The organism is Kitasatospora sp. NBC_01266, assembly GCF_036242395.1.
GTDB lineage: Bacteria > Actinomycetota > Actinomycetes > Streptomycetales > Streptomycetaceae > Kitasatospora.
The window spans coordinates 148,268-161,648 of sequence record NZ_CP108458.1 but is presented as its reverse complement, the minus strand read 5'-3'; the positions used below and the strand labels follow the sequence as shown (position 1 = coordinate 161,648).

At 73.6% G+C, this 13,381-nt stretch carries 14 protein-coding genes; 9 read left to right on the top strand and 5 right to left on the bottom strand.

Features of this window, described 5'->3' with window-relative positions; all coding sequences use genetic code 11:
• The first annotated feature begins 15 nt into the window (after positions 1-15).
• Both OG403_RS00750 and OG403_RS00745 read left to right on the top strand, forming a co-directional pair.
• Entirely contained in the window at positions 16-651 is a 636-nt protein-coding gene (locus OG403_RS00750) for a CBS domain-containing protein (protein WP_329560500.1), read from the top strand.
• Between the two features lie 168 nt (positions 652-819).
• Positions 820-1,104 carry a dsRBD fold-containing protein gene (locus OG403_RS00745; protein WP_329560499.1) on the top strand — a complete coding sequence of 95 codons (285 nt, stop codon included), beginning with the start codon at positions 820-822 and terminating at the stop codon, positions 1,102-1,104.
• A 36-nt stretch (positions 1,105-1,140) separates the two neighbouring features.
• Here the strand turns inward: OG403_RS00745 and OG403_RS00740 are convergent, their stop codons facing one another.
• Both OG403_RS00740 and OG403_RS00735 read right to left on the bottom strand, forming a co-directional pair.
• Positions 1,141-2,106, bottom strand: coding sequence for a pyridoxamine 5'-phosphate oxidase family protein (locus OG403_RS00740; RefSeq protein WP_329560497.1), 966 nt, complete (start codon positions 2,104-2,106; stop codon positions 1,141-1,143).
• Between the two features lie 285 nt (positions 2,107-2,391).
• Complete coding sequence (locus OG403_RS00735; RefSeq protein WP_329560495.1) at positions 2,392-3,402, bottom strand: zinc-dependent alcohol dehydrogenase family protein; 1,011 nt, start codon at positions 3,400-3,402, stop codon at positions 2,392-2,394.
• Positions 3,403-3,672: 270 nt separating this feature from the next.
• Between OG403_RS00735 and OG403_RS00730 the strand changes: the two genes are divergently transcribed.
• Positions 3,673-4,251 carry a hypothetical protein gene (locus OG403_RS00730; RefSeq protein WP_329560493.1) on the top strand — a complete coding sequence of 193 codons (579 nt, stop codon included), beginning with the start codon at positions 3,673-3,675 and terminating at the stop codon, positions 4,249-4,251.
• Positions 4,252-4,370: 119 nt separating this feature from the next.
• Here the strand turns inward: OG403_RS00730 and ppsA are convergent, their stop codons facing one another.
• Positions 4,371-6,737 carry a phosphoenolpyruvate synthase gene (gene ppsA / locus OG403_RS00725; protein WP_329560491.1) on the bottom strand — a complete coding sequence of 789 codons (2,367 nt, stop codon included), beginning with the start codon at positions 6,735-6,737 and terminating at the stop codon, positions 4,371-4,373.
• A gap of 333 nt (positions 6,738-7,070) precedes the next feature.
• On the opposite strand from ppsA, the gene OG403_RS00720 reads away from it, so the two are divergent.
• The 4 genes from OG403_RS00720 to OG403_RS00705 are packed head-to-tail and all read left to right on the top strand — an operon-like array spanning position 7,071 to position 8,777.
• Positions 7,071-7,718 carry an OsmC family protein gene (locus OG403_RS00720; RefSeq protein WP_329560489.1) on the top strand — a complete coding sequence of 216 codons (648 nt, stop codon included), beginning with the start codon at positions 7,071-7,073 and terminating at the stop codon, positions 7,716-7,718.
• Complete coding sequence (locus OG403_RS00715) at positions 7,715-8,179, top strand: CBS domain-containing protein (RefSeq protein WP_329560487.1); 465 nt, start codon at positions 7,715-7,717, stop codon at positions 8,177-8,179. The genes OG403_RS00720 and OG403_RS00715 overlap by 4 nt, the downstream gene beginning before the upstream one ends.
• Positions 8,176-8,391: a CBS domain-containing protein gene (locus OG403_RS00710; protein WP_329560485.1), complete on the top strand. Its 216-nt coding sequence runs from the start codon at positions 8,176-8,178 to the stop codon at positions 8,389-8,391. The genes OG403_RS00715 and OG403_RS00710 overlap by 4 nt, the downstream gene beginning before the upstream one ends.
• Positions 8,388-8,777 carry a CBS domain-containing protein gene (locus tag OG403_RS00705; RefSeq protein WP_329560482.1) on the top strand — a complete coding sequence of 130 codons (390 nt, stop codon included), beginning with the start codon at positions 8,388-8,390 and terminating at the stop codon, positions 8,775-8,777. The genes OG403_RS00710 and OG403_RS00705 overlap by 4 nt, the downstream gene beginning before the upstream one ends.
• 33 nt (positions 8,778-8,810) lie before the next feature.
• Here the strand turns inward: OG403_RS00705 and OG403_RS00700 are convergent, their stop codons facing one another.
• Complete coding sequence (locus OG403_RS00700; RefSeq protein WP_329572038.1) at positions 8,811-9,572, bottom strand: MIP/aquaporin family protein; 762 nt, start codon at positions 9,570-9,572, stop codon at positions 8,811-8,813.
• Between the two features lie 100 nt (positions 9,573-9,672).
• Between OG403_RS00700 and OG403_RS00695 the strand changes: the two genes are divergently transcribed.
• Positions 9,673-10,368, top strand: a complete 696-nt coding sequence (locus OG403_RS00695) for a response regulator transcription factor (protein WP_329560480.1) — start codon at positions 9,673-9,675, stop codon at positions 10,366-10,368.
• 184 nt (positions 10,369-10,552) lie between these two features.
• Positions 10,553-11,548 (top strand): Acg family FMN-binding oxidoreductase, encoded by a 996-nt coding sequence (locus tag OG403_RS00690; protein WP_329560479.1) that lies wholly within the window; start codon positions 10,553-10,555, stop codon positions 11,546-11,548.
• On the opposite strand, the gene OG403_RS00685 is transcribed toward OG403_RS00690, so the two are convergent.
• Positions 11,534-13,252 carry a sensor histidine kinase gene (locus OG403_RS00685; protein ID WP_329560478.1) on the bottom strand — a complete coding sequence of 573 codons (1,719 nt, stop codon included), beginning with the start codon at positions 13,250-13,252 and terminating at the stop codon, positions 11,534-11,536. The two genes, OG403_RS00690 and OG403_RS00685, sit on opposite strands and share 15 nt — an antisense overlap.
• Positions 13,253-13,381: the final 129 nt, after the last annotated feature.

Genomic DNA, 13,381 nt, shown 5'->3' with positions numbered 1-13,381 from the left:
ACCGTTGGAGAGGTGATGACCCGGGAGGTCGTGCGGGTGGTCCCGGAGACCGGGTTCCGCGAGATCGCGGTGCTGTTGAGCGAGTACGGCATCTCAGCGGTGCCCGTGGTCGACGCCGAGGACCGGCCGGTGGGAGTGGTCTCGGAGGGTGACCTCATCCGGTTCCAGGCGTCCCAGGACGACCCGGCCGTGCTCCTGCCACCGGCAGGTCGGCCGGCTTCGAACGCGGCGGTGACCGCCAAGGAGCTGATGAGCAGCCCGGCGGTGTGTACCACGCCGACGGCGAGCGTCGTGGAGGCGGCTCGGCTCATGGGCGGCCGTCAGGTCAAGCGGCTACCGGTGGTGGGAGAGGGCGGCCGGCTGGTCGGGCTGGTGAGCCGCCACGACCTGCTCCAGGTGTTCCTCCGCGACGATCAGGCGATCCACCGCGAGATCGTGGAGGAGGTGCTCAGCCAGGTCCAGGGGGTGAGCCCGGCGGCACTCGGCGTGGAGGTCGAGCAGGGCCGGGTGGTGTTGAGCGGCACCCTCGAACCCCCGTACCTGGCGCCGATCGTGGTGCGCCTGTGCGGTGCGGTGGACGGGGTCGTGTCGGTCACCGACCGGACGGGAGGCCGGGACCGGACTGGCGAGGAGCAGGAAGGCGTGTCATGACCGGACGGACGGAGTACGGCTCGACCATCATGGATGGAGGCGCCGCGACCGAGCGAGCCGCACGACAGGGGCTCACGCGGACCGTCGCGGGTGAGGCGGGCGGCGAGCCGGAGGCGCCGAGCACCGAGCGGATCGGGAACCAGCGGAGAAACGAACGGAGCACCGGCCATGAGCAGCACCAACACGTCCGCGTCGGCGTCGGCAGCACGCACCAGGCGGTGGTCTCTGCGGCTGGACCTCTTCGAGGAGGGCGACGTCACGAAAGTCCACGCCATCCTCGACACCGGTGACAACACGCTGGAGAGCCGCGCCGCGGCTCACCGCGGTCGGGACGACGCGCCGGTACCGGAGATCGGCGACGAGTACGCGGCAGGCCGGGCCCTGATCGACCTGGGGCAGCAACTGCTGCGGGCCGGGCGGGCGGACTCGGAAGCGAACGCCACCGGGTCCTGACCGCGCCAGTGGGCGTCGCCAGGCCGCCGCCAGGCGTCACCGGGCCGGTTCGCCGCCGGTCCGGATCACGCGTCCGCTGAGTTCGGTCGGCTTGATCCGAACCCACAGGTCCCGCTCGCCGCCCGCCCAGGGAGAGGGCGTGTCGCGCTGCTTCAGGTGGGCCAGCGCCGGCCGGTCGTCGATCCGCTCTGCGGTGCCGATGGTCAACACGCTCCAACCGGTGCGCAGCACCTCGTCGATCCGGTCGACCTCGAAGGCGACGCGCTCACCGACGGCGGCGGCCAGTGGGCCCTCGGCAGCTGTGCGGAAGATCAGCGTGCCGTCCAGCACCCAGTAGTTGACCGGCAGGACGACCGGACCAGTAGCTGTGCTGAGGGCGACCCGGCCGACCCCGCCGGTGGCCAGTCGCTCCCAGCAGTCGGAGTGTGCCAGCACATCCAGCACCGGGTGGGCGGCGCCACCCGCCCGGCCGGGCGGCGTGTCGAGGCCGCCGCCCAGCAACTGATCGGCCGACGTGCCCAGCACCGCGGCCAGCCTGGCCAGCGCTCCCCGCTCGACGTCGGCGGGTGAGCTCTCCAAATACTCCAGGTACGGGGCAGCCATGCCGGCCCGGGCCGCGGTCTCCTTCCGGCTGAGCCCCAGTTGCTCGCGGCGCAGCGCGATGCGTCGGCCGACGTCGCCGGGATTGCTCGGCCTGGCTCGGTCCGGGTGGTTGCCGAGGGCTTCCGTGGACCCAGCTCGCTCGCCCTGTTCGGCATTCGAGGGGGTGCGCGGCGGCGTGCACGGGATGCGCGGATGCCCGGGGGAGTCCTGGTGGGTGAAGCGGTGCAGGTGGGTGTCCGGACCGGGGAAGAACGTGGTGGTGTGCCCGGTGTCCGACCACAGGACGTCCCACGGTGGGTCGCCGTCCGCGTGGTGCAGGGCGACCACCTGTCCGTCGCGCCGCGGCGTGTTCGGACGGGTGCCTTCCACGATGACCCGGTCTCCGACGGCGGCTTTCATCACGGCCTCCCCGCGGGATGCTCGTTGCGTGGGGTGGCGGGCGCCTGCCCCGACTCCCAGCACAACAGAGCCGGGCCGTCCCCGCCAGGGCCGATCGGACCTGGAGCGAGTTCTCCGGCCGTGCCCGGACGGCAGCGGGCCGATCTGCTGAATCTGCCGGCCATCCAGACCTACGGGGACGAACCGGGTCTCGGTTGACACCCGGGCCCCCACGGTGATCACGCCGCGCGTGGGGAGGGAGGGATGTGCCTTGAAGCCGTGGCCGCAGGGCGGGACGGAGCCGTACTACCCGTTCAGCAGGACGGCGGCGCCGGTGATCCGGTCGGCCGCCAGATCGGCCAGCGCGGTGTCGGCGTGCTCCATGGCGTAGCGCCGCACGTGGACGGCGGGGCGGGTGTGGGTGGCTTCGGCGAGGTAGGCGCGGCCGTCGGCGCGGCTGTTGGCGGTGACGCTGCGCAGGGTGCGTTCCTGGAACAGGTGTTCCTGGTAGTTCAGTGCGGGGATGTCGGTGAGGTGGATGCCGGCCACGGCGAGGGTGCCGCCCCGGTCCAGGGCCCGCAGCGCCACCGGGACCAGGTCGCCGACGGGGGCGAAGAGGATCGCCGCGTCCAGTGGCTCGGGCGGTGCGTCGTAGGCGCCGTGGGCGGAGGCGGCCCCGAGGTCGAGTGCCAGCTGCCTGGCCTGCTCGGATCTGGTGAGGACGTGCACGGTGGCGCCTCGGGCCAGGGCGAGTTGGGCGGTCAGGTGCGCGGAGGCGCCGAAGCCGTAGATCCCCAGTCGCCCGCCCGGCGGCAACTCGGCGCGCTGCAGCGCTCGGTAGCCGATGATGCCGGCGCAGAGCAGTGGGGCGAGCTCCTCGGCCGGCGGCCCCTCGGGCAGGTGGTAGCTGAACCGGGCGTCGGCGAGCAGGAGCCCGGCGTAGCCGCCGTGCCGGTCCCAGCCGGTGTAACGGGAGGCCGGGCAGAGGTTCTCGCGGCCGGTCCGGCAGTACTCGCAGGAGCCGCAGGTGCTCGCCAGCCAGGCCACACCGACCCGGTCGCCGGCCGTGAAGTCCGCAGGTCCGCCGCCGGTGCGCAGTACCCGTCCGACCACCTCGTGGCCGGGCGTGCAGCGCGGTGTGCGGGGGACCAGGTCGCCCTCGGCCAGGTGGAGGTCGGTCCGGCACACCCCGCAGGCGGCCACCTCGATCAGCAGCTCCCCGGGGCCCGGCTCGGGTACCTGGCGTTCCACGCGCCGCAGCGGGGCAGAAGTCAGCGGCCCTGGGCGCTCCACCACCCATGCGGTCGTCTCGGGCACGGCGCCCTCCTCGGAGTCCGAAGCAGTGCCTCGCGTTCCGCATGGCGGTGCCGGGCGGGCGCGGGCCGTTTCCTTCTCCATCGTGCGCCGCCGACCGTCCGGACGCCGTGGGACCGAACGGGCAGGGCAGCAGTCCGTACGTCCCGTGCCGACAGGGCCGGACGGCCCGCCCGCCGGCCCGCCCGCCGGCCCGCTCGCCGGGCGGCCTGCCGGGTGCACGATGGGAGCAGCGGCGGCGGTTGCTCACCGCCGGAGCACAGGGAGGCCATGATGCTCACCTCAGGACTCGACGCGGTGACCCTGGAACGGCTGGTCTCCGCCGCGATCGCGGCGCCGTCCATGCACAACAGCCAGCCATGGCACTTCCGTTACCGTCCCGAGACGACCACGATGGAGGTCCGTCTGGTGCCGCAGCCCGGTCTGCGGGTGACCGACCCCACTGGGCGGTGCCTGCACCTGTCGGTTGGCCCGGCGGTGTTCAATCTCCGGCTGGCCATCCGGCAGCTGGGCCGTGAGCCGGTGGTCCGGCTGCTGCTCCGGTCGCCCGAGCCGGACCTGCTCGCCGCCGTCCGGGTGGCCGGCCCGGTCCAGCCTGCCGAGGAGAGCGGTCCGGACCTCTACCGGGCGCTCTGGCATCGGCACAGCAGCCGGCTGCCGTTCTCGGACACGCCCATTCCCGGTGAAGTGCTGGACGAACTCGCCGAGGCGGCCACAGCCGAGGGAGCCGTCCTGGAGCTGCCCGGTGAGCTGGAGATCCACCGCCTGCTGGCGGCGACCGCCGAGGCCGAGCGGCGCGGTACCGCCGAACCCGGCCGCAGATCCGAGAGTCGCCTGCTGTCGTGGCCGTGAGGACGACACCGAACCACGGGTTGAGCAGCCGCACGCCTACGGCGTCGGCAGGCGTCGACCCGTCTCAGGGTGGTGGCCCGGAGCCTCAGGCTCCGGGCCACCACCCTGCGCTCAGCCGCTCAGCGCAGTTCCCGCTCGGCCGCCGCGATGTGCTGCTTGACGGTGGCGAAGCTGTCCGGGGTGACCGAGACCGCGTCGATTCCGGCCCGGACCAGGAAGCGGGTGAACTCCGGTTCGTTGCTGGGGCGTTGCCCGCACAGGCCGACGTGACGGCCGGCCGTGTGGGCGGCGGCGATGAGGGTCTCGATCGAGCGGGTGACCGCGTCGTTGCTCTCGTCGAAGAGGTGGGCCAGCAGGTCGGAGTCGCGGTCCACGCCGAGGGTGAGCTGGGTGAGGTCGTTGCTGCCGATCGAGAAGCCGTCGAAGCGCTGTGCGAACTGCTCGGCGAGCAGGATGTTCGCCGGTATCTCGGCCATCACGTACACCAGCAGACCGTTCTGTCCCTGTGTCAGGCCGTGGCCGGCCATCTCGGCGAGCACCCGGTCGCCCTCCTCGGGGGTGCGGCAGAACGGGACCATCACCACGACGTTGGTGAGCCCCAGCTCCTCGCGGACCCTGCGCAGCGCCCGGCACTCCAGTGCGAAGCCCTCACGGTAGCGCTCGTCGTAGTACCGGCTGGCACCGCGCCACCCGATCATTGGGTTGGCCTCCACTGGTTCGAACGGCTGCCCGCCGATCAACCGGGCGTACTCGTTCGTCTTGAAGTCGCTCAGCCGCACCACCACCGGGTCCGGCCAACGGGCGGCGGCGATCAGCGCGATGCCTTGGGCGAGGCGGTCGACGAAGTAGTCCGTCCGTTCCCGGTAGCCGTCGGTCAGCGCGTCGAGCCGCCGGCGGTCCTCGGCGCACAGCCGCTCGGGGTGCACCAAGGCCATCGGGTGGACCCGCACCTGATGGGCCACCATGAACTCCATCCGCGCCAACCCCACACCGTCGGCCGGGAGTTGCCACCAGCGGAAGGCGGCGGCCGGGTCGGCCAGGTTGAGCATCACCCGGGTACGGGTCGTCGGCAGGGTGGACAGGTCGGTGTCGGTCTCCTCGAAGTCGACCCGTCCCGCGTAGACATGGCCCTCGGCGCCTTCCGCACAGGAGACGGTGACCTCCTGATCATCCGTCAGGAGGGCGGTGGCCCGCCCCGTGCCCACCAGGGCCGGAACACCCAGTTCACGGCTGACGATCGCGGCATGCGAAGTGCGCCCGCCGTGGTCGGTGACGATCGCGGCGGCCCGCTTCATCAACGGTTCCCAGTCCGGGTCGGTGATCGCGGTCACCAGCACGGCGCCCGTCGGAAAGCGCTCCAGCTCGACCGGGCTCGCCAACGCGCAGACCGGGCCCTCGCCGATCGCTTGGCCAACCGCGATCCCGTCCACCAGCCGCTCGCCCGTCCCGGTCAGCCGGTAGCGGCGCAGCACCGCGCCGCGGCGACGGGACTGCACGGTCTCCGGCCTCGCCTGCACGACGAACAACTCGCCGGTGCGGCCGTCCTTGGCCCACTCCAGGTCCATCGGGCAGCCGTAGTGCTCCTCGACGGCCACCGCCCAGGTGGCGAGCCGGCGCACCTCGGCGTCGTTCAGCACCCGCGCGGCCTGTTCGGCCGGCGTGGTGTCCACCGTGCGGGTCAGCCCCGCCTCGGCGTAGACCGTCTTGCGGCGCTTGGCACCGATCGTGGCGCTGAGCACCGGGTTCACGGCGGGGTCCTTGAGCAGCGGCTTGAACACGATGGACTCGTCGGGGTCGACCTGGCCGCTGACCACGGTCTCGCCCAGCCCCCAGGCCGCGCTGACCACGACGACCTCGCGGAAGCCGGTCTCCGGGTCCAGGGTGAACATCACCCCCGCGCCCCCGAGGTCGGAACGGACCATCAGCTGCACCCCGACCGAGAGCGCGACCGCCAGGTGGTCGTAGCCGAGCCGCTCGCGGTAGTCGATCGCCCGGTCGGTGAAGAGCGAAGCGATGCAGCGCCGGCTGGAGTCCAGCAGCGCCTTGTGGCCCCGGACATTCAGGAAGGTCTCCTGCTGTCCGGCGAAGCTCGCCTCGGGTAGGTCCTCGGCGGTGGCGCTGCTGCGTACCGCCACGTCGGGATCCGCGCGGCCAGCCCGCCCGGCCAGCGTGTCGTAGCCCGTGACCAACTCCGTGACCAGTGGCGCCGGCAGCCCGGTGGCCAGCACGGCCGCACGGATCGCGGCGCCGACCTCGGCGAGCGGTGCTCCGGTTCGCAGCCGGTCGAGCTGCGCGGCGATCAGCTCGCGCAGGCCGCTGGTGGCGAGCAGTTCGTGGTAGGCGTCGGCGGTGGTGGCGAAGCCGTCCGGCACCCGCACACCAGCCGGGCCAAGATGCCCGACCAACTCGCCCAGCGAGGCGTTCTTGCCTCCGACCAGACCCACATCGTCCCGTCGGAGGTCGGCGAACCAGATCACGCGGCGCATGGCTGCTCCCAGGGTTCGGTACGGCGGTTGTCAGTACGGCAGCGGACGTCCGGATGGCGTGCGCGTATCGATCGACGGGTACGGCCCGGACCGAACTCGTCGCTTGGTGATCCGGATCTGAGGCATCGCCGCCACCTCCTCGGGCTCCGGCTTCCACCCTCGCCCGCGTGGTGGCCCGCTCGCCAGGGGCGTCAGCCTCCCGTGGCGGGCCCGAGCGGGGCGGTTCCGGCAGGGCCGACCGGCCCAACGCCCGGTACCCGCCGACCCTGTCACCGCTGGGGGCCGATGAGGTCTGCTGGTCGCAGCGGGGGCCCGCAGGGTTGGAGGGCGATCATGCAGACCGAGGGCATCGCGCACGAGCAGAGCCTGCTGCACACCCGGAGCGGCCGGACGATCGCGGTCTCCCGGTACGGGGTGGGGACGCTGCCGCCGGAGCTGGGCCGGGTCGTGCTGGACACCGCCTGCGAGCGGAACGACCTGGGTGAGGTCTGGGCCTCACTCACGTCGGACGAGGCCAGGCGGCTTGCGGGGCTGCTGCTCCAGCAGGCCGCCCGGGTGGACGGCACCGGAGCCGAGGCAGACCGCCGCATTACGGCGGTCGGGGTGGAAGGCGACGTGTACGCCGTGACGGTGCGCGGCCACCTGGTGACAGTTGATCAGCCCGCCGCCGACGGTGGTACCGATACCGGGCCCACGGCCGTCGAGCTGCTGGTCGCTTCGCTGGCCGGCTGCGTGGCGCACTACGCCGGACGCCATCTCGACCACCACCGCATCCCGCGGGCGGGCCTGCGGGTGACCGCCGACTACACCATGGCCGACGACCACCCCGCCCGCATCGCCTCCGTCGACCTCCGCCTGACCGTCCCCGGCCTGCAGCCGGAGCGCGCCGACGCCCTGCTCGCGGAGGCCCGGCTCTGCACGGTCCACAACACCCTCGCCGACCGACCCGATGTGACCGTCGCTCTGGAGACGCGATCATGAAGGTCTCCGAGCTGATGGCCACACCGCCGGTCACGGTGCCCCCACAGGCCACCGCCCGGCTGGCGGCGCTGCGGATGACCGAGGAGGCGGTCGGCTGCGTGCTGGTCGCCGAGGACGACCGCCTGCTCGGCATCGTCACCGACCGCGACCTGGTGGTCCGGAGCGTGGCCGGCGCCGCCGAACCCGACGCGCCGGTCACCGAGCTGATGTCCGCCTCCGTGGTGACCGTTGACGCGGCCGATGACCTGGACAGCGCCTACCGGACTCTGCGCCGCAGCGGCGTGCGGCGGCTGCCGGTGCTCGACGGGCACCGGTTGGTGGGTCTGCTCGCCGTGGACGACCTGCTGCTCGACGTCCTGTCCCGCCTGTTCGACCTGCTCGGCCCGGTCTCGTGGAGCGCGATGCGCGAGGGCGGACCCCGTGACCGTGAATCGGACCGGATTCGGAGGAGCTTGCCATGACACGCCAGTGGAACACCGTAGGCGACGTGATGACCCACCCCGTCATCGCCGCCGGCCGGGACACGACGTACCGGGAGATCCTGAAGATGCTCCAGGAGTGGAAGGTCAGCGCCGTCCCGGTACTGGCCGGAGACGGGCGGGTCGTGGGCGTGGTCTCCGAGGCGGACCTGCTGCTCGCCGGTGAACGCGACCCCGGCACGCACCGAAGATGACGGCGCGGGACCTGCTGACCTCTCCCGCGGTCTGCGTGCACCCTGAGAGCCCGATCGCCCAGGCCGCCCGCGCGATGGCCCGCGAGCACCTGAAGCGGCTGCCCGTCGTGGATGCCGAGAGCGTGCTGGTCGGGATCGTCAGCCGCAGCGACCTGCTCAAGGTCCACCTGCGCTCCGACGAGGAACTCGCCGACCAGGTGAGGTTCGAACTGCTCGCCGTACTCCATCCGCAGCAGGCGTCCGATGTGGACGTGCGGGCCGAGGAGGGGCGGATCACCCTGACCGGCACTGTGGCGGAGCCGGGGATGCTGCCCATGCTGGAGCAGCTCGTGCGGGCCGTTCCCGGTGTGGTCGATGTCGAGGTCAGGCCGGCCACCAAGGTCTGAGAACGCGGCCCCGACGGCAGCCGAGCCGCGAGGTCACCTGGTCCCGTCGTCGGGCTCGGTGCCGTTCCCGGCGGTGCCGCCGTCCAGGTCGGTGCCTTGCGCGGCCTGGGTGGCCGCCGGACTGGGCGGGCCGCGCAGCAGCCAGGCGAGCGGCACCGCGAGTCCGGCGCCGATCAGCGGCCCGAGCAGGTAGATCCAGAGCGGGCCGCCGTGCCCGCCGAGCAGCACCGGCGCCAGGCTGCGGGCGGGGTTCATCGACGCGCCGCTGGCGGGGCCGGCCCACAGCCCCGCCAGCGCGACGTAGCCGCCGATGGCGATGGCCGAGTTGTGGCCGATGTTCCGCGCCCCGGTGGAGGTGCCGAGGATGACGGTCATCAGCCCGAGCGACAGCAGCACCTCCAGGGCGAACGCCGCTCCCGTACCGACGCCGGGCCCCGGGCGGCTGGCCCCCAACTGACCCGCGGTGCCGAACAGGGCCCGCAGCACCGCCGCGGCCGCGACGGCCCCGAGCAGCTGTGCGCCGACGTAGGCCGGCACCCGCCGCCACGGGAAGTGGCCGCGCGCCGCGAAGGCCAGGGTCACCGCCGGGTTGAGGTGGGCGCCGGAGGTCACACCCAGGGTGTAGATCAGGGCGAGGACCATCGCGCCGGGCGCGATCGCCTGGGCCGCCGGTGTGACCCTACCGCCGGTGACGGCGGCGACGACGCCCGCGCCGGCGGCGACCAGGACCAGGAAGAACGTGCCCACGCCCTCGGCACCCAGTCGCCGCCGGCGCGCCTGCCGGTCCACGGCCATCTCGCCCACCTCCGACCTCCACCATGCGCGCACGGCGGCCCGATGGCGCGCAGAATCGAGGCAGAGATCAGCAGTCCGGTCCGGTTCTGGAGAGCAGACCATGGATGCCAGCGAGCCCCGCCAGTGCGAGCAGCCCGTGAAGGTCTTCCTCCTCGACGACCACGAGGTGGTCCGGCGAGGGGTGCGCGACCTGCTGGAGGCCGAGCCCGACATCGAGGTGGTGGGCGAGGCCGGCAGCTGCGCCCAGGCGCTGGCCCGGGTCCCCGCGCTGCGGCCGCAGGTGGCTGTCCTCGACGTGCGGCTGCCCGACGGGGACGGGGTCACGGTCTGCCGCGAGCTGCGGGACCGGCTGCCCCACCTGGCCTGCCTGATGCTCACCTCCTTCGATGACGACGACGCGCTGCTGGACGCGATCATGGCCGGGGCGGCCGGCTACGTGCTCAAGCAGGTCAAGGGCGAGGACCTGGTGGCGGCCGTGCGCACGGTGGCGTCCGGGCAGTCGATGCTCGACCCCGCCACCACCCGCAGGCTGATGGAGAGCCTGCGCCATCACGAGGAGAGCGGCACCGAGGTGGCCCTGGCCCAACTGACCCCGCGCGAGCGCGAGATCCTCGTCCTGGTCGGCCAGGGCAAGACCAACCGGCAGATCGGCCAGGAGCTGTACCTGGCCGAGAAGACGGTCAAGAACCACGTCTCGCGGCTGCTTGCCAAGCTGGGGGTGGAGCGCCGCCTCCAGGCGGCCGTCCTCGCCGCGCAGGCCGACACCGGGCAGCGGCACTCCGGCGGTCCGCGCTGACGGTCCGCACCGAGCCGGCCGTCGTGGCCGTCCGGCCCGCCGAATGGAGCCGATCGGCCCAAGCGCGACCGCTGCCCGCAGGTGCACCGTGGGCGGTGAGAGCACAAGCCCACCATGCCGCGGGCCCGTCGGAGCACCGCACCCGCCCCCGGCGCCCACCGACCGCGTCTGCAGGGAGCCCATCATGTTCACCATCGCGCTCGACGCCGCCGCCCTGGAGAAGCTGATCTCGGCCGCGGTCGCGGCGCCGTCGCTGCACAACAGCCAGCCCTGGCACTTTCGGCTGCGCGCCGAGACCTCCACCCTGGAGGTGCGCGCCGCCCGCGAGCGCGCGGTGCCGGTCACCGACCCCCAGGGCCAGGCCCTGCACATCTCGGTGGGTGCCGCCGTCCTCAACCTGCGCACCGCCGCCCGGCACCTGGGCTGGGCGCCCGAGGTGCGACTGCTGCCCGACACCGGCGAACCGGACCTGCTGGCCACCGTCGAACTCGACCAGCCCTCCCGGGCGCACCTCGCCCCCACCAGCGCGCTCTACGACGCGATCTGGCACCGGCACACGATCCGCACCCCGTTCAGCGCGGACCCGATCCCGCCCACCGTCCTCGAGCAGCTCGCCGAGGCGGCGCGGCTGGAGGAGGCCCTGCTCTTCTTCCCCGACCACGCCGAGCGCGAGCGGCTGCTGCGGCTGACCGCCGAGGCCGAGCGCCGCAGCACCACCGACCCCGAGCGCAGCGCCGAGAGCCGCGCCTGGATCCAGGGACCCGACGCTCCGCCCTACGGCATTCCCGCCTCGGCCCTCGGCCCGCAGGACGCCACCGGACACCTGCCGATGCGGGACTTCGCCGCCCTCCGCCCCGCCGAACACCTGCCGCCCGCCGACTTCGAGGCCGAGCCGTGCCTGGCCGTCCTCGCCACCGAGCACGACCGGCCGGTGGACTGGCTGCGCGCCGGGATGGCGCTGGAGCACGTGCTGCTGCTGGCGACCGTGCACGGCGTGCGGGCTTCGCTGCTGCACCAGGCCTTGGAGTGGCCGTCCCTGCGCTGGGAGGCGCGCGATCCCGAACTCCGGCCGGGCTTCGTACAGATGGTGCTGCGGCTCGGCTACGGCCAGGAGGGGACGGCGACGCCGCGGCTGGCGGTACCCGAGGTGGTGGACGCCGAGGAGTCAGTCGACCGGTAGTGGCACCTGCCAGCGCACTTCCGTCCCGCCCCGGGGCAGCGCCCGGGCCTGGAAGGCGCCGCCATGGGCCCTCGCCCGGTCGGCGAGATTGGCCAGTCCGCTGCGGCGGCCGCCCGCCGACAACCCGACGCCGTTGTCCGTCACGGTCACCACCAGCTCCGCTCCGGCGGTCAGAGTGACCTCCACGGCGCTGGCGTGCGCGTGCCGGGCGGCGTTGGAGAGCGCCTCCTGGAGCACCGCGACGGCGTCCTCGGCCACCGGGGGCGGGACCGTGACGTCCAGCAGGCCGGTCATCCGCAGCGCCGGGGCGAAGCCCAGGACCGTCGCCGCGCGCTCGACGGCGTCGGCCGCGCGGGCCCGCAGCCCGGTTGCCTGCGGGCCGCTCTCGTGGTCGCGCAGGCCGAAGATGGTGGCGCGGATGGTCCTCGCGGTCTCGTCCAGGTCGTCGATCGCGCGCAGCACCCGCTCCCGCGCCTCGGGGTGCTCGATGAAGCGGGTGGCGCTCTGCAGCGTCATACCGGTGGCGAACAGGCGCTGGAGGGCGAGGTCGTGCAGGTCCCGGGCGATCCGGTCGCGCTCCTGGAGCAGGGCGACCTGCTCGGAGTCCCGGCGCCGCTCGGCCAGCTCCATCGCGACGGCCGCCTGCCCCGCGAAGCCCGCCAGCGGCGCCGACTCGTCCTCGTCGAACACCGGCTTGCCGGCCGCGCGGGCGAGCATCAGCACCCCGCGCACGCCGCCCTGCGGTGTGCCGATCGGCACCGCGACCGCCGGGCCCAGGCCGGCCCAGCGCGGCGGCCCTGTGGTGATCCGCGGGTCGTTCCCCACGTCGCCGCTGACCACCAAGCCGCCCGTCTGGGCGGCGGCTCCCATGAACGATCCGGACAGCGGCAGCACCAGCCCGGAATGCAGCTCGGCGTCCAGCCCGATCGCGGTGCGCACCTCCAGCCCCTCGCGCTCGGCCGCCGGCAGGGCGACCACGGTCAGATCCGCGCCGGCGATCTCGCCCGCCCGGGCCACCAGCAGGTCCAGCGTCTCGGTCTCGCCGTGTCCGGACAGCAGACCGTTGGTCACCTCGGCGTTGGCCGTCAGCCATCGCTCCCGCAGCCGTGCCTGCGTGTACAGGCGGGCGTTGTCGATCGCCACGCCCGCCGCCACCGCGAGGGTGGCGAGCACCGCCTCGTCCTCGGCGTCGAACTCGCGCCCGCCGCGCTTCTCGGTCAGGTAGAGGTTGCCGAACACCTTGTCGCGGACCCGGATCGGCACGCCCAGGAAGCTGTGCATCGGCGGGTGGCCGGCCGGAAAGCCGGAGGAGGAAGGGTGGGCGCCGATCTCCGACAGCCGCAGCGCCTGCGGATGGCGGATCAGCTCGCCCAGCAGGCCGTGCCCGGTCGGCAGGTTGCCGATCTTCTCTACCTGGTCATCGGTCACCCCGACGGGGATGAACCGGGAGAGCCGCTGGTCCTCGCCGATCACGCCGAGCGCGCCGTACTCCGCGTCCACCAGCGTCACCGCGGCCTCGACGATATGGCGCAGGACCTGGGCCAGCTCCAGGTCCCGGCCCACTGCCAGGACGGCCTCCAGCAGGCTGTGCACGCGGTCCCGGGTGCCCCGGGCGGCGTCCAGCCGGGCCTGCAACTCGTCGAGCAGCTCGTCCAGGTGCAGTTGCGGCAGGGCGGGCGAACCCTTCTCCGACGTGCCGTCCACCGGGCTCCTCCAGGGCTTGCCGGCTGGGTCCCCCAGCCCAGCCTAGGCGCGGGCCCGATCACCGGCGTGCCGAGGACCGTCCGGCCCCGCACCGGGGCCACCCGGCCCATGCGGCCGCCACCGGAGGGG